Origin of the sequence: Lentzea sp. NBC_00516, assembly GCF_036346835.1 — a bacterium.
Taxonomy (GTDB): domain Bacteria; phylum Actinomycetota; class Actinomycetes; order Mycobacteriales; family Pseudonocardiaceae; genus Lentzea; species Lentzea sokolovensis.
In genome coordinates, this window is record NZ_CP107840.1 from 8,587,549 (window position 1) to 8,608,690 (window position 21,142).

Sequence of the window (21,142 nt, forward strand, 5' to 3'; positions counted from 1 at the left end):
CCCGCTACCCCATTCCTCGCGCGTCCAGGTGCCCGAACGGGCCGTCTGCCGCGCGGAGCTCCGTTGCTCTCGCCTGTCCACGACCGCTTCGCGTCAACGCCGCGAGCTCGCTGAAACGATCGCTGTGAATCTTCGCGCGGTAACGGGCGTAGTCGGCGGCCGAGTCCTTGGTGACCATGAACGCCCAGTCGCTCGACAACGCCAGCAGCGCCTCGCGCACCGCCTGGTCCAGCACCGGATTCCGCACGCCGGAGGAGAAGTCCAGCCCCAGCAGTTCCTTCTGCACCGACTCGTTCAACGACACGATGTCCGACACCTGCGCGCCGTCCCACACGCGCCAGTCCTTGCCGCTGCCCCACGACGACGCCGGCAGCTCGACCGGCGCGCCCACGTGCCCGGCCTCGACGGCGCCCCGCAACGTCGTCACGCGCACGCCCGCTTCCGGCAGCGCGCGCAGCACGGCCTCCAGCCACAACGGACCCTCGTGCCACCAATGTCCGTACAGCTCGGTGTCGTAGGCCGCCACGACGAGACCGCCGTCGATCGCGCGCAACCGCCGCACGACCGTCTCCACGAAGTCGGCGACGTGCCTGTCGAGAGCTTCGCGCGCCAGCAACGGGTCGTACGGCCGCTTGTCCTCCGGCGCCACGTTCTTGCCCGTCACCCGTGACGGCTTGAGGCCCGTCGGGTGATCGTAGGTGTGAAAATCCCGGTACGCGGCATCGCCCGGATAGCCGACCTTCGGCGACCAGACGCGGTACGAGACCTCCAGATCACGCCCGAACGCCAGCACGTCGGACGAGCCGACCGGATGCGCGGACGACGTGTCGCCGTGCAGCGCGGGCCCGTCGACCATGAACCGCCGCACGCCCGCCGCCGCGTACCCCGCCTCCATGCCGGGCGAGTAACCGCACTCCGGCGCCCAGATCCCTTCCGGCGCACGGCCGACCCGCAGCGCGGTGTCGTCCAGGCCGGTCCGCAGCGCGAAGGCCCGCACCCGCGGATCCAGCAACGGCTGGAAGGGATGCGTGGCGGGCCCGCCGAGCAGCTCGATCGTCGAAGAGTCCACAAGGGACCGAAGGACGGGCGAGAACCCGTGCCGCCACTGGCTTTCGAACCGGTCCAGCGCCCAGGAGGACGCGCGGTGCTCGTACGCCGACAGTTCCGGCAGCCGTTCCCCGGCGAAGTGCGAGCGCAGTTGCCAGTTGCCGAGCCAGTCGTGCATGCCGCGCAGGCAGTACGGGTCGTCCAGCTGTGCGGCCAGGATCGGGGTGACGCCGAGCGTCAGCACGTCGGAACGGCCCTCGTCGGCGAAGCGGCGCAGCATGTCCACGATGGGCAGGTACGAGTGCGCCCACGCCTGGTAGAGCCACTCCTCGCCGACCGGCCACGCGCCGTGGTGCGCGAGCCACGGCAGATGGCTGTGCAGGACGAGGCAGAACGTGCCCTCGGAAGCCTTGGATGTGTTGCTCGACGTCACGGACGCACCGCCACGGCCACGAGATCGAGGCAGCCGTCCATGTCGTCAGGGGTGATGTCGAAGTCCTCCACCGTCACCGACTCCACAGCCTCCTTGAGCTCGGCCGGCCACGGCGCACCGGACAGCGCGACTTCGACCTGTGCGTTGATGATCTGTCCGTTCAGGAGCGTGTCAAGCCTCTGTCCGTGACGCAGTCCCGTCAGTTCGTCAACGCGGAAACCAGCTTTGCGCAACATCTCGTCCAGTTCGGACGGTGCGAGTTCCCTGGTGTGGAACGGGTTCAGCGGCGTGTCCTGGCCGGGCGAGAACGTCAGCCTGTTCGGCGTCGTCACGATGAGCCTCCCACCTGGACGCAGCACCCGCAGGCATTCCGCCAGGAACCCCTCCTGGTCCCACAGGTGCTCGATGACCTGCAGGTTCGCCACGACGTCGACGCTCCCGTCGCGCAACGGCAGTGCCGCCAGGTTGCCGCGGAGCACGTTGAGCTGCGGGTATGCGCGCGACACGTGTTGCGACGTCAGTTCGTCGTAGTCGAGCGCGATCACCCGCCGCGCGACCGTGCGGATCAGCTGGGCGCCGTAGCCCTCACCGCAGCCCGCCTCCAGCACGACGGCGTCCGCGCAGTGGCCGATGAGGTGTAGGTATGCCGCCTCGTGGCGCCGGAACCAGTAGTTCTCTTCCGCGATACCGGGCACGGTGCGTTCGCCGGTCAGGGGGAGGGTCACGCCCGCCAGGTTACTTGCCAGTAGACCGCCTGCGAACTACCTGGTGGGCGATGGCGGTCGCGATGCCCGCCGCGGCGAGTGCCGCCGTCGTCGTGGAGTCCATGTACTTGGACAGGCTGGGCGCCTGACTCGGCCCGGCCAGCCACATCGTCAACGGGGTGGCGTAGGCCAGCGTGAGAGCTCCTGACCACCAGCGCAGGGCCTGGGGACGGCCTTTGCGCAGACTCGCGACGAGCACGACGGCGATCGGAATCCCGGAGAGCAGGCCGAACTTGCCGATCACCATGACGGGCACGGCCCAGGCCGCGACCAGGACGCGCTTCGACGGGTGGACGGAGGCGCGGGTGTTCGTGGACATGATCTTCTCCTTCTGAGGATCGGGCGTCGGGGTGCGGAACGTCAGTTCTGGGCGGGACGGGCTTCGGCCGCGGCCTTGAGGTCGGCCAGCCAGAAGTCGAGGCCGGGGGCCAGGACCTTGATGGCGGTGGCCGGGTCGGCCTCCAGCTGTGCGCCGGTCCAGCTCTCCTCGGTGCGGACCAGGACGCCGCCGTCGACCTCGGTGAAGGTCCAGACGTGGACGCCCTCGTCGATGCCCAGGCCCTGGCCGACCGCGGGCCCGCTCCAGCGCACGCACTCGCCGGTCTTGATCCCGAGAACCGTCGAGGTGATGTTCAGCGTGGTGGCGGGCGAGACCGGCGTCGCGGGCGCCGGGGTCGTCCACTCGAACTTCGAACCCGCCTTCAGTTCGCCCTCGTCCAGCCTCTTCGCGGTGGTGACGGCCTTCTGCCAGGCGGGCCAGCCCTCCACCTCGGTCTGCACCTTCCAGACCGTGTCCAACGGCGCGTTGATGCGGGTCTCGGTCCGGTGGTGCAGCTGGGCGGCCGGGTTGATGCCCTGGCCCTCGCAGGTCACCGAGCCCGTCGGGACAGCGCTGCTGCTCGGTGCCGGCGAGCTGGTCGGCGCGCTCTGGCACGCGGTGACGGCGAGCAGTCCGGCGCTGAGCGAGAGGGCGGTCAGGGCGGTGCGGGTGCGGGTCATGGGACTTCTCCTTCGGTTCATTAGCGGCAGTCACCGTAGTTAGAAGCTCTAACTTCTGTGACATGCAGAAGCTAAGCTGAAGCCTGCGTGACTGTCAATAACGAATGTGAGAGGGTCTAACCATGACGGAGCCGGCAGGGAACCCCCGAGAGCGCTACCGGGCCCAGGTGCGCGACGAGGTCAAGCGGCACGCGTGGGGCCAGATCGCCACGGCCGGGGTGACGGCGTTGTCGCTCAACGCCATCGCCAAGGAGATGGGCATGAGCGGGCCCGCGCTGTACCGGTACTTCGCCGGTCGCGACGAGCTGATCACCGCGCTCATCCGGGACGCCTACCGCAGCCTCGCCGACACCGTCCGCGCCGCCCACGCGGCCGGCACCACCGCGGTGGCGCTCGCCGCCGTCATCAGGGAGTGGGCGCTGAGTGACCCGCAGCGCTACCTGCTCATCTACGGCACGCCCGTGCCCGGCTATCACGCGCCCGACGACGTCACCGCGATCTCGGACGAGATCCTGACGGTGTTGCTGGAGGTCTGCGCCGGCGAGCCGGACGAGCAGCCGAAGACCCCGTTCGACGTCGTCCTGGGCATGAGCCGGGGGTGGGCGGACGCCCTGCCCGCGTCGTCGCCGACGGTGCACCGCGCGTTGGCCTTCTGGACGCGCCTGCAGGGCGTGCTCTCACTGGAGCTCGCCGGTCACCTCACGCCGCTCGGGTTCGATCCCGGGCTGCTCCTCGCGGAGGAAGTGGCCGGGCTCTGATCAGAACGGCGAGACGGTGACGGCCAGCGCTCCCGGTCCCACGTTCGCGCCGATCGCCGCGCTGACCTGCGTCAGGACGACGTCGCGGGCGTGCGGGATCCGCTTCTGCAGCATCTCGAGCAGCTCGTGGCCCTCCTTCTCGGCCGCGAAGTGCTCGACCGCGAGGTCCACGTTGCGTCCGTAGGCGAGCGCCACCGCCTTGTCCACGAGCTTCGCCAGCGCCCGGTCGCGGCCGACGACCTTGTCGAACGGCTCCACCTCACCGTTCACGACCGTGAGCAGCGGCTTCACCGAGAGCGCGTCGCCGAAGAGCTTCGCCGCCGCGCTGACCCGCCCCGCCTGGCGCAGGTAGTGCAGCGTGTCGACGTAGATCAGCACGTTGGCGTCCCGGCCGCGCTGCTCGGCGACATCGCGCGCGTTCTGGACGTTGCCGCCGCTCTGCACGATCCGCGCGGCCGCGAGCGCGGCGAACCCGAGAGTCATGCCCGACGAGTGCGAGTCCACGATGAACACCGGCACGCGCGACTTGGCCGCGGCCACCTTCGCCGCGTCAGTCGCGGGGGAGAGCTTCGGCGTCACGTGCACCGAGATGATCGTCTCCGCGCCCTTCGCCCACGCGTCCTGGTAGGCCCAGAAGAACGCGTCCGGCGCCGGCGGCTGCGTCGTGATCGGGATCTGTGCCTGCATCGCCTGCAGCAGCCGGTCGGTCGGCACGTATGCCTCGTCGATCAGTTCCGACCCGATCTTGAGCTGCATCGGGACCGTGATGATGTTGAACCGGTCCGCCAGACGGGCCGGAAGCGACGCGGTCGAGTCGGTGACGACGGCTACTCGTGAGGACACGAACGAGAAGGCTAACGAAGCGTGATCGAAGTAGCCACGACCGATGGAAGGCAATTCGTGTGATCTCGACCTTGATGGTTGCTTTCCGTGCACGGCGAACGCATGGAGTGAACACCCCGAAAAGGAGCCCTGCTTGACACAATCGGGTGACTGCGAGTCGTTTGGTGTTGATCTACGGATGTCGCGTTTGCCCAGGAAAGACGGGTTATTCCACGTGTTACATCAACCCCGTCCGTCCATTGTCGACGCTGGTTGGGGTCACCGCCCGTGGGTAAGCTCGCACAATCTTCAGCCCGGTTGAGTGAGTAGGTGACCATGGGTGCAAAAGAGCAGGAACTAGTTCCGCTGCACGCCGGTTTTGACGTTGTCTACCGAGGTTTTCATCGACGTCAGGTCATCGACCACATCGAGAATCTCGAGGAGCAGCTGCGCTTCACGAGCCTCGACCGGGCCGAGGCACTGGCGCAGGCAGCCGATCTGCGCAAGCTGCTGGAAATGACGCGGCAGGACCTGGAGGAGGCGCGCGCCAGGATCGAGCGCCTCGAATCCACTTCGGGCACGCACGCGAGCGCCACCGAACGGATGCACCGCATGCTCCGCCTCGCCGAGGACGAGACGGCGGAGATGCACCTGCAGGCCGAACGCGAGTGCACCGATCTCCGTGCGCGCACCGACGTCGAGGTCGCCGAGTTGCGCGCCGGCGCCGAACGCGAATCCGCCGCCATGCGCGCCGAGGCCGAGTCCGAGCTCTACGCCTCGCGTCAGGACTGCGCCACCCGCGCCGCCGCCATGGAACGGCGCGAGCTGGAGATGGAACGCCGCTGCACCGACCTCGAGGCCCAGCACCGCCAGCGCGCCGACGAGGTGGAGCGCGAGTGCACCGAGGCCGTCGCCCAGGCACAGGCCGACGCGGACATGCTGCTGCGGGAGACCGCTCTGCAGTGCAACTCGCTGGAAGCCGACTCCGAGCGCAAACGCGAGAAGGCCCAGCAGTTCTTCGAACTCACGATGACCCGGCGCCGCAACGAGGCCGCGCAGCACCTGCAGGAGCAGGAGGCGCTGGCGCGGGCGCGGTCGGAGTTCATGGTGAAGATGGCGTGCCGCGAAGCCCAGCGCCGCCTGGCCGAGGTCGCCGACCGGACCGACGAGCTGCACGAGCTGAAGCGGGTCGTCCACTCGCAACTGTCCGCCGCCCGCGCCGCCCTGTCGGTGGCCGCTGATCGCGTCGCCCCGCTGCACATCCCCGAACAGGTGGCGGCGTCGTGAAGCGCTGGGTCCCGCTGCTCGTCGGCGCGTTGATGGTGCCCGCGACGGTGACGGCGTTCGGGTTCTCCGTGTACGGCGACGAACTGGAGACGGCGCTGTCGTCGTCGCCCGCCGTGCCGGCCGTTCTCGCGGGCCCAGTACCCGTCTCCGACTTCGTCGCGCCGCTGCGGATGGAGCCGCCCGCACCCGTGTCGCTGCCCGCGGCGGTGGCGCAGGAGGCCGTGCGGAACCTGTTCACCTCGCACGCGGTCAAGGGCATCACGTTCGCACCGGGCACCGCGTCGTTGGTGGGCCGCGGTGAGGACGTGCGGCGTTCTCTGGCCAGTGTGCTGCGCAACGCCACCGGCTCGGTGACGTTGGTGGCGCACGCGTGGAACGGCGAGACGGCGTCGCACCGCTGCGACGTGCTCGCGATGGAGAGGGCCGGCCTGGTGCGGCAGTACCTGGCCGAGCAAGGGGTGGACAGCGAGATCACCACTCGCGTGATCGTGGACCCCGTGTGGGGCCCGCCCTCGGACTTCGGACCTCAGATCGACGTCCTCGTCAGCTAGGAGCCTTCGCAATGGCAGGGGCAGTCGGGATCGTCTTCGGACTGTGCGTGCTGTCCTTCACGTTGGGGGCAGCCCTCATGTACGTGCTGGTGCGGCGCCGCGAGGAGTCGGCTCCGGACGTTTCTGCGCCGTCGGAGGCGCCGGCCGAGCGGACGTGGGTGGAGAAGCCCGTGACCGTCGAGCCGGTGGACGACGAGTACGACACGAGGCCGATTCACCGCAACCCGGTGATGGGGCTGCGGCAGCTGGAGCCGCGGCTGGAACCGGCGTTCGCGTCGCTGGCCGAGCCGGTCGCGGAGTCGGTTGCCGAACCGGTCGCCGAGCCGGAGCCTGTCGCCGAAGTGGTTGCGGAGCGGGAGCCGGACGCTGTCGCCGCGCCCGAAACTGTCGGTGTCGCTGGATATGATTGGGATGGGGACCTCGATCCCCCCGTGGGGAATTTCGAAGCCCCCGAATCAACGGTAGCGCCGAGCACCGACAGTCCCGAGGCCGTCGAAGCGGTCGCCCAGGTGGTCGCCGAAGAGCCGGTCGCGGCACTGGTCGAGGAACTTCAGCCAGAACCCGAGCCCGAAGCCGAACCGGAGCCCGCCCCGCCGCCCGCGGTGCGGACCGCGCTGCCCCCGCCCGCCTCACCTCAGCCCGCCGAGCACACGACGTGGGTGGAACGCGAGGACTTCCGCCAGCGCTACCTCCGGACGTTCGAGGAGGCGCGCCGCAAGGCGGGCAGCAACTGAGCGCGGCAACCGAGCGGGCTGTGTCGGAAAGTCATCGGTTCATGTCCGAAACTCGCCGGAAAAATGTCGGTACCTGCTGATATCAATCGATCATGACTTCCGCCACTGACCGTACGAAGCTCTTCCACGCCCTCCACCAGGCCGGTCCGCTCGCTCTCCCCAACGCCTGGGACGTCGCCTCCGCGCTCATCGTCGAGGCGGCCGGGGCCAAGGCCGTCGCCACCACGAGCGCCGGTGTGGCGTGGAGTCTCGGTGCCCCGGACGGCGACGCGCTCGACCGCGATCTGGCCATCGACCTCGTCGCCAGGATCGCGAAGGCGGTCAGGGTGCCGGTGACCGCGGACATCGAGTCCGGTTTCGGCGAGGACGCGAAGGAGGTCGGCGAGACGGCGAGGGCCGTCGCCGAAGCGGGCGCGTCCGGCGTGAACATCGAGGACGCCCACGGCGCAGGACTCCGTGACGTGCAGGAGCAGCAGGAGCGGCTGAGGGCGGCACGCGAAGCGGCGCCGGACCTCTACATCAACGCGAGGATCGACGTGTACCTGCGCGGCATCGGTGAGCCGCAGGATCGTCTTCAGCACACGCTGGATCGCGCGAAGGCGTACCTGGAGGCGGGGGCGAGCGGCATCTTCGTGCCGGGAGTGACCGACCTCGACACCGTCAGGGAGCTGGCCGGGAAGATCGACGCGCCGCTGAACGTGCTGGCGGGTCCGGGTGCGCCCGCGGTCCACGAGCTGGGGACCGCGGGCGCTGCCAGGATCAGCGTCGGCACCGCGCTGGCGTCAGCGGCTTACGCGACGGCCAAGAATGCGGCCGAAGAGCTGCTGTCGAAGGGCACGTACGACAGCACCGAAGAGGGTCTGGGCTACGGCGAGCTCAACGCACTCTTCGGGAGCTAGTGCTTCTTGCCACCGCGGAACTTGCGCAGCAGCTGCTCGGCCTGCGCGCGCTTGCGCGGGTCCTGAGCCATCTGCCGTGCCTTGGCTTGGAGCTTGTGGCCCTGCGGACTGCGCAGGAACCTGGTGATCTTGTCCATGAAACCGGCCATCGGTCCTCCAGGTGTCCGTAACGTCCAGTTCAACGGACGGAACAGCACTCCGAGTTCCCGAGGGTCACACCGGCGAAACTGTGATGCCCAGCGCGCCGGGGCCGACGTGGGCCCCGATGGCCGAGCTGACCTGCGTCAACATGAACTGGCGGACGTTGGGCACGCGGCGTCGGAGATTGCGCAGCAGGCGGGCCGCCTTCTCCGGAGCGTCGAAGTGCTCCACCGCGACGTCCACGGTGTCGGTGCCCGCGCGCTTGATCGCGATGTCCAGCATCCGGTTGAGCGCGCGGTCGGCGCCGATCACCTTGTCCAGCGGCGTGATCTGGCCGTCGGCCATCGTCAGCAGCGGCTTCATCGACAGCACACCGCCGACCAGTGCGGCGGCGGCACCGATGCGGCCGCCGCGGCGCAGGTACTCGAGCGTGTCGACGTAGATCAGCTCGGTGGATCTGTCGAAGCGCCGCTGGGCGGTCGCGAGCACCTTCTCCACGTTGCCACCCGCTTCCGCCACCTTCGCGGCGGCCTGGACCGCGTAGCCGATGCTCATCCCGCAGGTGTGGGTGTCGACGACGTACACGGGCACGCGGACCTTGGCGGCGGCTTCCTTGGCCGCTTCCACGGTCGCGGACTGGCGGCTCGACACGTGCACGGACACGATCGAGCGAACGCCCGACGCGGCCAGTTCGTTGTACGTCCAGAAGAACGCGCCCGGATCGGGGGGAATCGTCGCGACGGGCACGTTCGAACGCATGGCCGAGACCAGGTCGGGGACCGGGATGCGGGACTCGTCGTCGGTGTGGTCGCCGATCCGGACCTGGATCTGCACCACTTCGATGCCGAGTTGATCAGTCAGCTGCGCCGGGAGACAGGCCGTGGAGTCGGTCACGATAGCTACTCGCCGGTACATGTCAGCGCAGCCTAGACCCCCGAATGGGTTACGTCTCAAAAGGTGGCGCGACCGGGTGAGAACCATCACGCTTGCGGGGTGCTTGCTGGCGTTTGCAGGGGTGCTACTGGCGGGTAACATCCGGATTGATGGCAGGGTCGTGAACACTCGGCGGCGCAGTCCCTAGAGTCCTCCGCGCAAGCGTCGCCGCCCGTCCGCAGGAGGTCGAAGAGGACCTATGAACATTGTTGTCCTGGTCAAGCAGGTGCCTGACACCTGGTCCGAGCGCAAGCTCACCGACGCCGACCACACCCTTGACCGCGAATCCGCGGACGCCGTGCTCGACGAGATCAACGAGCGCGCCGTCGAAGAGGCCCTGCTGCTGCAGGAGGCCCACGGTGGCGAGGTGACCGTGATCGCGATGGGTCCCGGCCGCGCCACCGACGCGATCCGCAAGGCGCTGTCGATGGGCGCCGACAAGGCGATCCACGTGAGCGACGAAGCGCTGCACGGCTCGGACGTGCTGGCGACGGCGAAGGTCCTCGCGAAGGCGATCGGCACGGTCGAGAACGTCGACCTGGTCATCGCGGGCAACGAGGCGACCGACGGCCGCGCGGGCGCTGTCCCGGCCATCCTCGCCGAGCTGCTCGGCCTTCCGCAGGTCACCCAGCTGCGCAAGGTCACGGTCGAGGGCACGACGATCAAGGGCGAGCGCGAGACCGACGAGGGCGTCGCGTTCCTCGAGGCGTCGCTCCCGGCCGTGGTCTCCGTGACCGAGAAGATCAACGAGCCGCGTTACCCGTCCTTCAAGGGCATCATGGCCGCGAAGAAGAAGCCCGTCTCCACGCTTTCCGTGGCGGACCTCGGCATCGACGCGTCCGAGGTCGGCCTGTCCGGCGCGTGGACCCAGGTGCTGGAGGCGGCCCCCAAGCCGCCGCGCAGCGCGGGTCAGCGCGTCGAGGACGGTGGCGACGGCGGATCCAAGATCGCCGAGTTCCTCGTCGGCCAGAAGCTCATCTGAGGGAGGGGAAATCATGTCTGAAGTTCTGGTTCTGGTCGACCACGTCGACGGCGAGGTCAAGAAGGTCAGCTACGAGCTGCTGACGGCTGCCGGTCGTCTGGGCACCCCGGCCGCGGTGGTCGTGGGCGCACCCGGCACCGCGTCGAAAATCCGCGAGTCGCTGGGCAAGTACGGCGCCGCGAAGGTCTACGCCGTCGAGTCCGACGACGCCGCCGGCTTCCTGGTGACCCCCAAGGTCGACGCGCTGGCCGCTCTCGCCCCGAACGCGTCCGCGGTGCTCGTCTCCGCGACGATCGAGGGCAAGGAGGTCGCGGGCCGTCTCGCCGTGCGCCTCGGCTCCGGCCTGCTCGTGGACGTCGTGGACATCGAGGCGGACGGCACCGGCGTGCAGTCCATCTTCGGTGGCGCGTTCGTCGTCAAGGCCAAGGTCGGCACCGGCACCCCGGTCATCACCGTCCGCCCCGGCGGCGTCGAGGCCGAGGAGTCCGCCGCGGACGCCGTGCTGGACGAGTCGGTCTCCATCTCCGTGGACGCCGCCAAGTCCGCCCGCGTGACCTCGCGCGAGGCCATCACCGGCGGCGACCGCCCGGAGCTGACCGAGGCCTCGGTCGTCGTCTCCGGTGGCCGCGGCGTCGGCTCGGCCGAGAAGTTCTCGACCGTCGAGGAGCTCGCGGACTCGCTGGGCGCCGCCGTCGGTGCCTCGCGCGCCGCCGTCGACTCCGGCTACTACCCGCACCAGTTCCAGGTGGGCCAGACCGGCAAGACGGTCTCGCCGCAGCTGTACGTGGCGCTGGGCATCTCCGGTGCCATCCAGCACCGCGCGGGCATGCAGACCTCGAAGACGATCGTCGCGGTCAACAAGGACCCCGAGGCCCCGATCTTCGAGATCGCCGACTTCGGTGTCGTGGGCGACCTGTTCAACGTCGCGCCGCAGCTGACCGAAGAGGTCAAGAAGCGCAAGGGCTGAGCACTCGGTCCGGCAGAATGGCCGTCCCACCTTCCCGGTGGGGCGGCCGTTCGCCATTTCTGGAGGCTTGAGCTGTGAGGGACGTGTTCCTGTACTTCCCCGAGGCCGACTTCGCCCTGGACGACCTGGAAGAGATCGTCGAACGCGAGGTCGGCGACGCCGGCGAGGTGACCGGGTCCGGCATCGGTCAGACCGGCGGCAACCTCGACATCGGGATCTGGGGCGAGGTCGACCTCCCCGCGTTGCTCAAGACGCTGGCGGAGGAGTTCGTGGCCGCGGGAGTGCCTGGGGAGGCCGTGTTCCACCTCGTCGACGAAGATCGGCGGGTGACGCTCATGTCGTTGCTGATCCCGGCGCCGTGACCAAAGCCCGGAGGAGCACAACTCTTGATTGACGCAGTCGGCTCCGCGATCAAGGACCACGTGCAGGGCTTCTGGCCTGATCGCGGAGCACGTCTCCGGACCTGGGATCGAGGCAGGATCGTTGAGGCGATCCCGGAGTTCGCGGTGCTGGAGATCGCGCCGGAGGAGGAGGGCAGGGCCTGGCTCTACTCCTCGGTCGGCGCGTGGCGGGTGCCGACGCCAGGCGGGCATCGGCTGGAGTTCCTGTCGCTCACCCCGCGAGAAGCCGAGGAGGCGGTGGAGAACCTGGCCATGGTCGCCGCGTTCCACGCCGACGAGAGGTTCCGTGTCCGGCTCGGCAAGGTGATCAACATCGGGAGGCCGTGGCTCGCCGGATCCACCTGCGACCACTTCCTGGTGAGCACGCCGTTCCTCTTCGGTGACGAGTTCGAGAACGTGCATGCGGACGGGATCGGCATCAGCATCTACTGGCTGCTGGCGATCACCGCCAGCGAGGCGGCGTTCGCACGGGAACACGGCGGGCACGCACTAGAGCACCTCATCGAGGAGAACGACGTCGACCTGCTCGACCCCACCCGCTCAGCAGTGGTCTAGCTCTCGGCGATTCGCGAGGCGCGGGATGAGTAGCACCCCTCCTGATCCGCATCACCCCCCGTGCGGTGGAGCACACCACCTCGGGTTAACCCGACTGCCACTGACCGGACATCGTTCTGACCTGCTGCGATTAGCCAACCCGGCTTCACCCTGGTTCGCATGACGCAGCCGGAACTGCTTGTCAGCACTCCCGCCCAGCAGGGCGCGGACGCTCCCCGCTACTCCCTCCTCGTCGCCCGTGACAGCGAAGAAGTCGTCGCCGCGCAGAAACTGCGCTACGAGGTGTTCGCCGGTGAGATGGGGGCGACGCTGCACACCGGCGTGCCCGGCCACGACGTCGACGAGTTCGACGAGTACTGCGACCACCTCGTGGTGCGCGACGACCGCACCGGCGAGATCGTCGGCGGGTACCGGATGCTGCCGCCGGAGCGCGCCAAGGAGGCCGGGCGGCTCTACGGCGACGGCGAGTTCGACCTGACCAACCTGAACGACATCCGCAGCTCCACGGTCGAGACCGGCCGTTCGTGCGTGCACCCCGACCACCGCAACGGCGCCGTCGTCAGCCTCGTGTGGGCGGGCATCGCGCGGTACATGCTGCTCAGCGGCCACAAGTGGCTCGTCGGCTGTGCGTCGATTCCGCTGCAGGGCGGTGGCGGCCTGGCGGCCGGCGTCTGGGACACGGTGCACGCCAAGCACTACGCGCCCGAGCAGTACCGGGTCACGCCGCACAACCCGTTGGACGTCGACGCGATCGTGCGGCCCGACAAGACCGCGCTGCCGCCGCTGCTCAAGGGCTACCTGCGGCTCGGCGCCAAGATCTGCGGACGGCCCGCGCTCGACGCGGACTTCGGCGTCGCCGACCTCTTCATCCTGCTCGGCATGGACCACGTGGATCAGCGCTACCTGAAGTTCTTCCTGGGGGAGACGTCATGAGCCACGCCTGGATGCCTGCGTCGCCGTGCGGTGACGGATGCGTCGGCAGCACACCGCAGGAAGTCGCCAAGCTCAGGCAGGTCTGGCGGGCCGTCACGGCCGTCACCGCGATCCTGTGCGGCGCGTGGATCGCCCTCGCGCTGCTCCTGCCGGGCAAGCAGCGCGAAAGCGTTGTCCGGCTGTGGTTCCACGCCATCCTGCGGGCGTTCGGCGTGAGGCTGGAAGTCCACGGCGCCAGGAAGTTCCAGGAGATCCCGAAGCGTGGCGTGCTCGTCGCGAGCAACCACGTGTCGTGGCTCGACGAGCTGGCGATCGACTCGGTGCAGCCGGTCAAGATCGTGGCCAAGAAGGACATCAAGAGCTGGCCCGTGCTCGGTCCGATCATCACGGCGGTGGGCACGGTCTACCTCGACCGCGAGAAGCTGCGCGAGCTGCCGCGGACCGTGAACGAGCTGGCCACCACGCTGCGCAACGGCAGCGCGGTCGCCATCCACGCCGAGGGCACGACGTGGTGCGGGCTCGCGTCCGGGCACTACAAGCCGGCGCTGTTCCAGGCCGCGCTCGACGCCGGTGTGCCGGTGCGGCCGATCGTGCTGCGCTACCGGATCGGCGGCCACCTGACGACGCAGCCCGCGTTCGTCGGCAGCGACACCCTGATCGACTCGATCCGCCGGGTGCTCAGGGCGAGGGACCTGGTCGTCGAGGTCCACGTGCTGGACGAGATCGCTCCCGGACGCGCCGGAACCCGCCGGGAACTGGCGAAACTTGCCGAAGAGCAATCAAACCGCTTGACCTCGACCGAACTGGAGATTGCACCATCTACAGGTGACTCTCACCGCGCGCGAACCATCACGCCTCTGGTCGCCTGACCGCCGCTGGCCCACGACGGGCATCCTCCTGCTGGTCACCCTCCTCGCGTTCGAGGCGATGGGTGTCGGCACGGCGATGCCCACCATGGTCCGCGAGCTGCAGGGCGAGGCGCTGTACGCGTGGCCGTTCCTCGCGAACCTGGCGGCGAGCGTCATCGCGACGGTCTTCTCCGGACGGCTCTCGGACCGCCGCGGACCCAAGCCCGCCGTCCTGATCGGCGTGGTGCTGTTCCTCGCCGGACTCGTGGTCGCGGGCGTGGCGGAGACGATGACGGTGCTGCTCGCCGGCCGGGTGCTGCAGGGCTTCGGCGCGGGATTCCTCATCGTCGCGGTCTACGTGCTGATCGCGGTCGCCTACCCCGAGGACACCCGGCCCGCCGTGTTCGGCGCGCTGTCCGCGGCCTGGGTGATCCCGTCACTGGTGGGGCCGGCCGTCGCGGGCTGGGCGACCGAGCACCTCAGCTGGCGCTGGGTGTTCCTCGCGATCATCCCGTTGGTGCTGGTCGGCAGCGTGCTGCTGGTGCCGGTGCTGCGAAAGCTGCCGCCGCACACCGAGGCTCCGCCGACGCGCAAGTACCTGCCCCTCGCCGCGGTCGCCGTCGGTCTCGGCGTGGCCGGGCTGAGCTGGGGGTTGCAGCACCGCACGTGGTGGCTGATCGCCGTGGCGTTGCTGCTGCTCGCGCCCGCGCTGCGCATCCTGCTGCCCAAGGGCACGCTCGTCGCCCGCCGCGGTCTCCCCGTCACGATCCTCGCCCGCGGTCTGCTCGCGGGCACGTTCTTCGCGGTCGAGGGCTTCATCCCGCTGACGCTCTCCGTCGTGCACGGCTACTCGCCACTGGAGGCGGGGATTCCGCTGACGCTGAGCGCGCTCGGCTGGGCCAGCGCGTCGATGTGGGCGTCGAGGCACCCCGAGATCGAGCGCCACACGCTGGTTCGCGTCGGGTTCCTGTTCGTCGCGACCGGTGTCGGGGCCGTGACGCTCATCGCACCCACGTGGGGCCCGGCCTTCCTCACACCGGTCCTGTGGGCCGTGGCGGGCGCCGGCATGGGCATGGCCACGTCCAGCGTCGGCGTGCTGATGATGGCCGCATCACCCGAGGCCGACCGGGGTTTCAACTCGGCCGCGCTGCAGATCTGCGACATGCTCTTCTCCGCGACCATGATCGGACTCGGCGGCGTGCTCGTCGTGGCGACGGCGCCGACCGCGGGCGTGGTGGTGCTCAACCTGTCGATGGCGGCGTTGGCGGTGGTGGGAGCGATTCTGACCGGGCCCCGCATGCGGGCTACCCTTGAGACCTGATGGCTTATCTCGACCACGCGGCCACGACCCCCATGCACCCGCAGGCGGTCGCGGCCATGACCGAGGCGTTGTCCACCACGGGCAACGCCTCGTCGCTGCACACCTCCGGCAGGCGGGCGCGGCGGGCGATCGAAGAGGCCCGCGAGAACATCGCCGACGCCCTGGGCGCCCGGCCGTCCGAGGTGCTGTTCACCGGCGGCGGCACGGAGAGCGACAACCTCGCGGTCAAGGGCATCTACTGGGCGAGCGGCCGTCGCCGTGTGCTGGCATCGGCCGTGGAGCACCACGCCGTGCTGGACGCCGTCGAGTGGCTTGAGCAGCAGGGCGCCGAGGTCACCTGGCTGCCCACCGACCGCTTCGGACGAGTCTCCCCGGAGTCGGTGGCCGAGGCACTGGACGACGACGTCGCGCTCGTCACCACGATGTGGGCGAACAACGAGGTCGGCACCATCAACCCCGTGCACGACATCGCCGCCGTGTGCGCCGCACGCGGTGTGCCGTTCCACACGGACGCGGTGCAGGCCGTGGGCGCGGTCCCGGTCGATTTCGCCGCTTCCGGCGCCTCCGCGCTGACCATGACCGGCCACAAGGTCGGCGGGCCCTACGGCATCGGCGTGCTGCTGCTCGCACGGGACGTGAAGTGCACGCCGTTGATGCACGGCGGCGGCCAGGAACGTGACGTCCGGTCCGGCACCCTCGACGTGCCGTCGATCGTCGGTCTGGCCCGCGCGGTGCGGATCTCGGTGGAGGAACAGGCTTCCAGGGCCGTCGAGATCGCGGCGCTGCGGGACGAGCTGATCGCGTCGGTGCGCGCGGTCGTGCCGGACGTGATCGTGAACGGCGACCCGGCGGACCGGCTGCCCGGCAACGCGCACCTGACGTTCCCCGGCTGCGAGGGCGACAGCCTGCTGATGCTGCTCGACGCGCGCGGCGTCGAGTGCTCGACGGGCTCCGCGTGCACGGCCGGCGTCGCGCAACCGAGCCACGTGCTGCTCGCGATGGGCGTCGAACCGGCGTTGGCCCGCGGATCGTTGAGGTTCTCGCTCGGGCATACGTCGACGCACGCGGACGTTGAGAAGCTGGTGTCGGTCATCGGACCGGTGGTGGAGAGGGCCCGCACGGCGGGCCTGGCAGGCATGAGGCGGTCCCGGAAGGTGGTCAAGCAGTGAAGGTCCTCGCGGCGATGAGCGGTGGTGTCGATTCCGCGGTGGCGGCGGCGCGCGCCGTCGAAGCGGGACACGACGTGACGGGCGTGCACCTGGCGTTGTCGGCGAAGCCCGGCACCCTGCGCACGGGCGCGCGTGGCTGCTGCACGATCGAAGACGCCCACGACGCCCGCCGTGCCGCGGACCTGATGGGCATCCCGTTCTACGTCTGGGACTTCGCCGAGCGTTTCACCGAAGAGGTCGTGGAGGACTTCGTCGCGGAGTACGCGGCCGGTCGCACGCCGAACCCGTGCCTGCGCTGCAACGAGCGGATCAAGTTCGAGGCGTTGCTGGACAAGGCGATCGCCCTCGGCTTCGACGCCGTCTGCACCGGCCACTACGCGCGCCTGGAGATGGTCGACGGCCGTCCCGAGCTGCGCCGTTCCGCCGACATGGGCAAGGACCAGTCGTACGTGCTGGCGTCGCTGACGGCGGACCAGCTCGCGCACGCGATGTTCCCGTTGGGGGACACGCAGAAGGACGACGTGCGCGTCGAGGCGGCGTCGCGCGGGCTTTCCGTCGCGAAGAAGCCGGACAGCCACGACATCTGCTTCATCCCGGACGGCGACACGCAGAAGTTCCTGGCGGGCCGCATGGAGACCAAGCCGGGCCTGCTGATCGACGACGCGACCGGCGCGGTGCTGGGCCGGCACGCCGGCGTGCACGAGTTCACCGTCGGGCAGCGCAAGGGCCTCGGGATCGACGGTCCCGCCGCCGACGGCCGCCCGCGGTACGTGCTGGCACTGGAGCCGGTGTCCGGGAACGTGCGGGTCGGCGCGGTCGAAAAGCTCGCGGTGACTGAGATTTCGGCGTCTGCGCCGGTCGCGCACATCGAGCTGGACGGACCCGTCGAGTGCGTCGCGCAGGTGCGCGCGCACGGTGGCACGGCTCCGGCCGTTGCCGAGCTGGTCGACGGCGTGCTGAGGGTGCAGTTGCGGGAGCCGCTCAAGGGCGTGGCGCCCGGTCAGGCCGTGGCGATCTACCGCGAGGATGCGGCCGGCGACATCGTGCTGGCCAGCGCGACGATCGACGCGACCAGCTAATTCGCTTGTAGGGCTGGGAAAGCGTCTCTAGCGTTCGCTGCGTGACGTTCATTGACACGGAGTTCGACCTCGCCGCGCGGGCTCGCAACGCGTTCCGGTGCTTCGTCAGCCCCGCGGACCGGCGGAAGCTGGCCAGTCGTGCCCGGCGCAACGACGAGCCGGTGTGGGTGGTGTCGCCGTTGCGCAGGCTCGGGGCTCGCCGGTTCCGCCGGACTAGCTGGGACGCCACTCCGAGTTCGCTCCGCACAGGAGCACGCAGGGCAGCTCACTCGACACATCGCCCCTGAGGAACGAGGCGAACGCCGCCGCACCGGCGGGTTCGACCGCGATCCTGAACTCCTCCCACAGCCGGTCGCGCGCCGAGAGGATCTCCTCGTCGGTGACCAGCGCCGAGGAAACGTTGTGCTGCTTGAGGATTTCCAGCGACAACGAGCCCGCGCGCGTGGCGCCGAGCGCGTCGGCGGCGATGGAGTTCACCACGGAGTCGACGGGCTCACCGGCCTCCAGCGCGTTGTGCATCGCGCAGCAGTTCTCGGGTTCGACGGCGACGATGTGCCGTCCGCCGGACGCCAGCGCGGCACCCGCGACGAGTCCGCCGCCGCCGACCGCGACGAAGATCGTGTCGACGTCCGGGGCGTCCTCGACGATCTCCTGCGTGACCGTGGCCTGGCCCTCGATCACCGTCCGGTCGTTGTACGCCTCGATGTACGGCAGATCGAGCTCACGGGCGGCCGCGGCGGCCTCGGCATAGGTGTTGCCGTGGCGGATCAGCTTGGCGCCCAACGCTTCGATGCGCCTGGTCTTGGTCTCGGGCGCGGTCACCGGGACGAACACGGTGGCGTGCGCGCCGAGCAGCTGGGCGGCCTGGGCGACGGCGATGCCGTGGTTGCCGCCGGACGCGGTGACGACCTCGGAGACGTTGAGCGACAGCAGGGTGTTGACGGCGCCGCGCAGCTTGAACGAGCCGGTGAGCTGGAGGTGCTCCAGTTTGAGCACGAGCGGTCGCCCGTCTGCTGACACGCGCATGATCGGGGTCCGGCGGACGTACTGCGACAGCGTTCTCATGAGACCAGCTTCCACAAGAACTGCACGAGAGTCACGAGACCCAGCAGGAAACACACCAGGACGAACGTGCCGCCGGCCATGACGACCAGACAGGCGCCCCAGGACGTCTCCTCGTTCGGCGTCGTGTCGAGTTCGTGCTGCAGCTCGACCCGCGCCTCCAGGTACAACGCGGCGAGGCGGGTGCGGGCGGTCTCGGTCGGCGCCTCGTCGACGCGGCCCTGCCATGAGAGCGCGACCAGACGGGCGTCCGCGCGGCGGTAGGCGCGTTCGAAGGCCAGCAGTTCCTCGGGGTCGCGGTCCTCGGAGAGATAGGTCCAGCGACCTGCCTGTGCCGGCTGGCCGAGCACCCGGTAGACCTCGGCGAGACGTTCCCTGAGGTCGAGCCGCCGCGGGTAGGTGCCGACGAGTCCGGCGACGCGCTGACGTGCGCTGAGCACGCTCGCGAGGTCGCCTCTTCGTAGCTCCTCGGCCGCTTTGTGGAGCGTCAGCTCTACCGGCATGAAGATTAGTTTTGCAGGTAGGGCTAGCTTTGACCCGTGTTCGGCCTATCGCTGCTGGTCTCTGGCCTCGCCTGGTGGCTGGGTCTGTACCTGCTCGCCCGCGACCCTCGCAAGCCGCTGCTGTGGTGGGCGGGCGCGGGGATGATCGGCTATTCGGCGGCCGTCGTGGCGCCACATCCCGTGGTCATCGGGGTGCCGGCGCTGGCCTGGACGGGTGCGGTCCTGTTGCTCTGCCGGCCCGAGTTGATCAGGTGGTGGCTGTTCGCACTGCTGCCGTTCTTCGCCGCGTCCTTCTTCGTGCCGTGGATCGTATTGCTTCCCATGGCCGTTGCCACGGGTCTAGCCATAAGAAAACGTGCTTACTTTTCACTCGTTGGGGTGATGTTCGGCCTTTCCGCGGGTGCGTTCCTACTGGGTCTGCTGCCCGACGCGATCACGCTGCCGTCGCTCGGATTCGACGTGGTGGTGTTCGGCGTGCTGGTCGCCGTCACCGACGCCGTTGAGGAGGGCGAGTCGATCCGCGCGGACATGCTGCGGTCGCTGGTCATCTCGGCCTTCACCGCGGTGCTGTTCGGGTCGCAGGTGATCTTCTTCGGTGGGCAGGAACTGCTCGTCTTCACGACGGTGGCGGCGGCGATCGCGGTCCAGGTGCTCGCGAACCCGCTCGCTTCGATGGTCGACCGACTTGCCGTGCCCGCGGTCGCGGCGGAACGCGCCGAGCTCCGTGACGCCGCCGAAGCATTGCCCAAGCGCAGGCCGCTGGTGACCGAGGACGAGGCGGAGTTCGCCCGGCTCACCCGCAAGGCTCTGAGCCATTACGGCGATCTCGGAAAGCTCGTCGCGAGCCCGTTGATCGCGCTGACCGACGAAGGCCCGCCGCTGGATCGGGCCGCGCAGTTGAAAAGCATGCTGCTGGCTTCCATTCAACGGCTCAAGCCTCTTGGCGGCGATTTCGGCACGAGCGACGAATGGCGTTACTACAACGCCGTGTACTTCTACTACGTCAAGGGAATCCGCCCCTATTCGGTCCGGACCAAACGCGAGGACCTCGACGCGGAGGACCGCCGCGCGCTGCAGTGGTTCGTGACACAGGTGCCCGAACGCACGCTCCACAACTGGCAGAACGCCGCCGCACGCCTGGTCGCGGCGGACCTCATGGCAGGAGTTGGCAGCGCTTGACGTGGTTTTGGCAGCGTTGGGCGGGCCATCGTCGGGCCATGTTGAAATTCGCCTTGAAACTCGACGGTGTCGCCTCGTTCGCACTCGGCCTGCTGACCCTGCTGATCCGCCCGGAAGTCGGAATGCCGATGGGCTGGCAGATCGGACTCGGTTCTTTCTGCGTGGTCTACGGCATGGGCGTGTTCTTCCTGGGAACCCGCGCCGCCCCTGACCGCCGAATCGTGCTGCTGGTCATCATCGGAAACCTGGTCTGGGCCGCAGACAGCATTCTGACCGCGGAACTGAACTGGTTCCCGCTCACCGGCACCGGCGTCGCGCTCGTGCTGGCTCAGGGACTCGCGGTGCTCGGCTTCGCCGCACTGCAGTTCATCGGCCTCAGGCGCGCAGGGTCCGCGACCGACCGCGGAACTCAGCCACGATCTCACTCCCACGCCTGACCGTGATGTCGTAGATCCCACTCCGGCCGAACCGGGTCCGTTCCACCGCCTCCGCCACCAGCTCGTCGCCCTCGTGCACGGGCCGGATGAAGTCGATCTCGGCCGTGGCGGCGACGGTGACGGACCCGGCCCTGTTGCAGGCGCAGGCGAACGCGCTGTCCGCCAGCAGGAACACATAACCACCGTGCGCGATGCCGTGGCCGTTGATCATGTTTTCCGCGACCGTCATCCGCAGCGAGGCATAGCCGTCGCGCAGTTCGACGGGCTCGATGCCCAGGGCGGTGGACGCCTTGTCGGCGGCGAGCATCTCGGCAGGACCATTCATTCGTGGCAGCGTA

Annotated in this window: 26 protein-coding genes; 16 read left to right on the forward strand and 10 right to left on the reverse strand. The window is 69.3% G+C overall.

Going from position 1 to position 21,142, the window contains the following annotated elements:
- Positions 1-4: 4 nt before the first annotated feature.
- The 4 genes from OG205_RS39740 to OG205_RS39755 are packed head-to-tail and all read right to left on the reverse strand — an operon-like array spanning position 5 to position 3,243.
- Entirely contained in the window at positions 5-1,480 is a 1,476-nt protein-coding gene (locus OG205_RS39740) for a glycoside hydrolase family 57 protein (RefSeq protein ID WP_330272962.1), read from the reverse strand.
- Entirely contained in the window at positions 1,477-2,205 is a 729-nt protein-coding gene (locus tag OG205_RS39745) for a class I SAM-dependent methyltransferase (protein ID WP_330272963.1), read from the reverse strand. The genes OG205_RS39740 and OG205_RS39745 overlap by 4 nt, the downstream gene beginning before the upstream one ends.
- A gap of 10 nt (positions 2,206-2,215) precedes the next feature.
- Complete coding sequence (locus tag OG205_RS39750) at positions 2,216-2,563, reverse strand: hypothetical protein (RefSeq protein WP_330272964.1); 348 nt, start codon at positions 2,561-2,563, stop codon at positions 2,216-2,218.
- Positions 2,564-2,604: 41 nt separating this feature from the next.
- Positions 2,605-3,243 carry an SRPBCC family protein gene (locus tag OG205_RS39755; protein WP_330272965.1) on the reverse strand — a complete coding sequence of 213 codons (639 nt, stop codon included), beginning with the start codon at positions 3,241-3,243 and terminating at the stop codon, positions 2,605-2,607.
- A 122-nt stretch (positions 3,244-3,365) separates the two neighbouring features.
- Here OG205_RS39755 and OG205_RS39760 point away from each other — a divergent pair, with 122 nt between their 5' ends.
- On the forward strand, positions 3,366-4,001 hold the full coding sequence (locus OG205_RS39760; protein WP_330272966.1) for a TetR/AcrR family transcriptional regulator: 636 nt from the start codon (positions 3,366-3,368) through the stop codon (positions 3,999-4,001).
- Here the strand turns inward: OG205_RS39760 and OG205_RS39765 are convergent, their stop codons facing one another.
- Entirely contained in the window at positions 4,002-4,844 is an 843-nt protein-coding gene (locus OG205_RS39765) for a DegV family protein (protein ID WP_330272967.1), read from the reverse strand.
- Positions 4,845-5,159: 315 nt separating this feature from the next.
- On the opposite strand from OG205_RS39765, the gene OG205_RS39770 reads away from it, so the two are divergent.
- The 4 genes from OG205_RS39770 to OG205_RS39785 all read left to right on the forward strand — a co-directional run bounded on the left by OG205_RS39770 (position 5,160) and on the right by OG205_RS39785 (position 8,294).
- Positions 5,160-6,110 carry a hypothetical protein gene (locus OG205_RS39770; protein ID WP_330272968.1) on the forward strand — a complete coding sequence of 317 codons (951 nt, stop codon included), beginning with the start codon at positions 5,160-5,162 and terminating at the stop codon, positions 6,108-6,110.
- Positions 6,107-6,661 carry a hypothetical protein gene (locus OG205_RS39775; protein WP_330272969.1) on the forward strand — a complete coding sequence of 185 codons (555 nt, stop codon included), beginning with the start codon at positions 6,107-6,109 and terminating at the stop codon, positions 6,659-6,661. The genes OG205_RS39770 and OG205_RS39775 overlap by 4 nt, the downstream gene beginning before the upstream one ends.
- An 11-nt stretch (positions 6,662-6,672) precedes the next feature.
- The gene (locus OG205_RS39780) at positions 6,673-7,395 is read left to right on the forward strand and encodes a hypothetical protein (protein ID WP_330272970.1); all 723 of its coding nucleotides are present in this window, start codon (positions 6,673-6,675) and stop codon (positions 7,393-7,395) included.
- 92 nt (positions 7,396-7,487) lie between these two features.
- Positions 7,488-8,294: an isocitrate lyase/PEP mutase family protein gene (locus OG205_RS39785; protein WP_330272971.1), complete on the forward strand. Its 807-nt coding sequence runs from the start codon at positions 7,488-7,490 to the stop codon at positions 8,292-8,294.
- Here the strand turns inward: OG205_RS39785 and OG205_RS39790 are convergent.
- Both OG205_RS39790 and OG205_RS39795 read right to left on the reverse strand, forming a co-directional pair.
- Positions 8,291-8,443, reverse strand: coding sequence for a hypothetical protein (locus tag OG205_RS39790; protein WP_330272972.1), 153 nt, complete (start codon positions 8,441-8,443; stop codon positions 8,291-8,293). The two genes, OG205_RS39785 and OG205_RS39790, sit on opposite strands and share 4 nt — an antisense overlap.
- 64 nt (positions 8,444-8,507) lie before the next feature.
- On the reverse strand, positions 8,508-9,350 hold the full coding sequence (locus tag OG205_RS39795; RefSeq protein ID WP_330272973.1) for a DegV family protein: 843 nt from the start codon (positions 9,348-9,350) through the stop codon (positions 8,508-8,510).
- Positions 9,351-9,567: 217 nt separating this feature from the next.
- Here OG205_RS39795 and OG205_RS39800 point away from each other — a divergent pair, with 217 nt between their 5' ends.
- From OG205_RS39800 to mnmA, 9 genes are all read left to right on the forward strand, one after another.
- A complete protein-coding gene (locus OG205_RS39800; RefSeq protein WP_330272974.1) occupies positions 9,568-10,350 on the forward strand; it encodes an electron transfer flavoprotein subunit beta/FixA family protein in 783 nt (260 codons plus the stop codon).
- A 13-nt stretch (positions 10,351-10,363) separates the two neighbouring features.
- Positions 10,364-11,317: an electron transfer flavoprotein subunit alpha/FixB family protein gene (locus tag OG205_RS39805; protein ID WP_319977705.1), complete on the forward strand. Its 954-nt coding sequence runs from the start codon at positions 10,364-10,366 to the stop codon at positions 11,315-11,317.
- Positions 11,318-11,391: 74 nt separating this feature from the next.
- A complete protein-coding gene (locus OG205_RS39810; protein WP_330272975.1) occupies positions 11,392-11,679 on the forward strand; it encodes a hypothetical protein in 288 nt (95 codons plus the stop codon).
- A gap of 24 nt (positions 11,680-11,703) precedes the next feature.
- Positions 11,704-12,273: a suppressor of fused domain protein gene (locus tag OG205_RS39815; protein WP_330272976.1), complete on the forward strand. Its 570-nt coding sequence runs from the start codon at positions 11,704-11,706 to the stop codon at positions 12,271-12,273.
- 159 nt (positions 12,274-12,432) lie between these two features.
- Positions 12,433-13,206, forward strand: a complete 774-nt coding sequence (locus OG205_RS39820; protein ID WP_330272977.1) for a GNAT family N-acetyltransferase — start codon at positions 12,433-12,435, stop codon at positions 13,204-13,206.
- The gene (locus tag OG205_RS39825) at positions 13,203-14,075 is read left to right on the forward strand and encodes a lysophospholipid acyltransferase family protein (protein WP_330272978.1); all 873 of its coding nucleotides are present in this window, start codon (positions 13,203-13,205) and stop codon (positions 14,073-14,075) included. Before OG205_RS39820 ends, OG205_RS39825 begins: the two co-directional genes overlap by 4 nt.
- Positions 14,032-15,375: an MFS transporter gene (locus tag OG205_RS39830; RefSeq protein ID WP_330272979.1), complete on the forward strand. Its 1,344-nt coding sequence runs from the start codon at positions 14,032-14,034 to the stop codon at positions 15,373-15,375. Before OG205_RS39825 ends, OG205_RS39830 begins: the two co-directional genes overlap by 44 nt.
- Entirely contained in the window at positions 15,375-16,544 is a 1,170-nt protein-coding gene (locus OG205_RS39835; RefSeq protein WP_330272980.1) for a cysteine desulfurase family protein, read from the forward strand. Before OG205_RS39830 ends, OG205_RS39835 begins: the two co-directional genes overlap by 1 nt.
- Positions 16,541-17,623, forward strand: coding sequence for a tRNA 2-thiouridine(34) synthase MnmA (gene mnmA / locus OG205_RS39840; protein WP_330272981.1), 1,083 nt, complete (start codon positions 16,541-16,543; stop codon positions 17,621-17,623). The genes OG205_RS39835 and mnmA overlap by 4 nt, the downstream gene beginning before the upstream one ends.
- A gap of 213 nt (positions 17,624-17,836) precedes the next feature.
- Here the strand turns inward: mnmA and OG205_RS39845 are convergent, their stop codons facing one another.
- Together OG205_RS39845 and OG205_RS39850 are read right to left on the reverse strand one after the other, a co-directional pair.
- Positions 17,837-18,688: a serine/threonine dehydratase gene (locus tag OG205_RS39845; RefSeq protein WP_330272982.1), complete on the reverse strand. Its 852-nt coding sequence runs from the start codon at positions 18,686-18,688 to the stop codon at positions 17,837-17,839.
- Entirely contained in the window at positions 18,685-19,188 is a 504-nt protein-coding gene (locus OG205_RS39850; RefSeq protein ID WP_330272983.1) for a DUF6584 family protein, read from the reverse strand. Before OG205_RS39850 ends, OG205_RS39845 begins: the two co-directional genes overlap by 4 nt.
- A 36-nt stretch (positions 19,189-19,224) precedes the next feature.
- On the opposite strand from OG205_RS39850, the gene OG205_RS39855 reads away from it, so the two are divergent.
- Both OG205_RS39855 and OG205_RS39860 read left to right on the forward strand, forming a co-directional pair.
- Positions 19,225-20,367 (forward strand): hypothetical protein, encoded by a 1,143-nt coding sequence (locus tag OG205_RS39855; RefSeq protein ID WP_330272984.1) that lies wholly within the window; start codon positions 19,225-19,227, stop codon positions 20,365-20,367.
- 38 nt (positions 20,368-20,405) lie between these two features.
- Positions 20,406-20,804: a hypothetical protein gene (locus OG205_RS39860; RefSeq protein WP_330272985.1), complete on the forward strand. Its 399-nt coding sequence runs from the start codon at positions 20,406-20,408 to the stop codon at positions 20,802-20,804.
- Here the strand turns inward: OG205_RS39860 and paaI are convergent.
- Positions 20,743-21,129 carry a hydroxyphenylacetyl-CoA thioesterase PaaI gene (paaI, locus tag OG205_RS39865; RefSeq protein WP_330272986.1) on the reverse strand — a complete coding sequence of 129 codons (387 nt, stop codon included), beginning with the start codon at positions 21,127-21,129 and terminating at the stop codon, positions 20,743-20,745. The genes OG205_RS39860 and paaI overlap by 62 nt on opposite strands.
- Positions 21,130-21,142: the final 13 nt, after the last annotated feature.

Coding starts and splice junctions, on each gene's coding strand:
- OG205_RS39755 (WP_330272965.1), bottom strand. CDS start 3,243: ATGACCCGCACCCGCACCGCCCTGACCGCCCTCTCGCTCAGCGCCGGA.
- OG205_RS39850 (WP_330272983.1), bottom strand. CDS start 19,188: ATGCCGGTAGAGCTGACGCTCCACAAAGCGGCCGAGGAGCTACGAAGA.
- OG205_RS39760 (WP_330272966.1), top strand. CDS start 3,366: ATGACGGAGCCGGCAGGGAACCCCCGAGAGCGCTACCGGGCCCAGGTG.
- OG205_RS39860 (WP_330272985.1), top strand. CDS start 20,406: ATGTTGAAATTCGCCTTGAAACTCGACGGTGTCGCCTCGTTCGCACTC.
- OG205_RS39835 (WP_330272980.1), top strand. CDS start 15,375: ATGGCTTATCTCGACCACGCGGCCACGACCCCCATGCACCCGCAGGCG.
- OG205_RS39750 (WP_330272964.1), bottom strand. CDS start 2,563: ATGTCCACGAACACCCGCGCCTCCGTCCACCCGTCGAAGCGCGTCCTG.
- OG205_RS39785 (WP_330272971.1), top strand. CDS start 7,488: ATGACTTCCGCCACTGACCGTACGAAGCTCTTCCACGCCCTCCACCAG.
- OG205_RS39770 (WP_330272968.1), top strand. CDS start 5,160: ATGGGTGCAAAAGAGCAGGAACTAGTTCCGCTGCACGCCGGTTTTGAC.
- OG205_RS39825 (WP_330272978.1), top strand. CDS start 13,203: ATGAGCCACGCCTGGATGCCTGCGTCGCCGTGCGGTGACGGATGCGTC.
- OG205_RS39805 (WP_319977705.1), top strand. CDS start 10,364: ATGTCTGAAGTTCTGGTTCTGGTCGACCACGTCGACGGCGAGGTCAAG.
- OG205_RS39845 (WP_330272982.1), bottom strand. CDS start 18,688: ATGAGAACGCTGTCGCAGTACGTCCGCCGGACCCCGATCATGCGCGTG.
- OG205_RS39795 (WP_330272973.1), bottom strand. CDS start 9,350: ATGTACCGGCGAGTAGCTATCGTGACCGACTCCACGGCCTGTCTCCCG.
- OG205_RS39820 (WP_330272977.1), top strand. CDS start 12,433: ATGACGCAGCCGGAACTGCTTGTCAGCACTCCCGCCCAGCAGGGCGCG.
- OG205_RS39800 (WP_330272974.1), top strand. CDS start 9,568: ATGAACATTGTTGTCCTGGTCAAGCAGGTGCCTGACACCTGGTCCGAG.
- OG205_RS39790 (WP_330272972.1), bottom strand. CDS start 8,443: ATGGCCGGTTTCATGGACAAGATCACCAGGTTCCTGCGCAGTCCGCAG.
- OG205_RS39780 (WP_330272970.1), top strand. CDS start 6,673: ATGGCAGGGGCAGTCGGGATCGTCTTCGGACTGTGCGTGCTGTCCTTC.
- paaI (WP_330272986.1), bottom strand. CDS start 21,129: ATGAATGGTCCTGCCGAGATGCTCGCCGCCGACAAGGCGTCCACCGCC.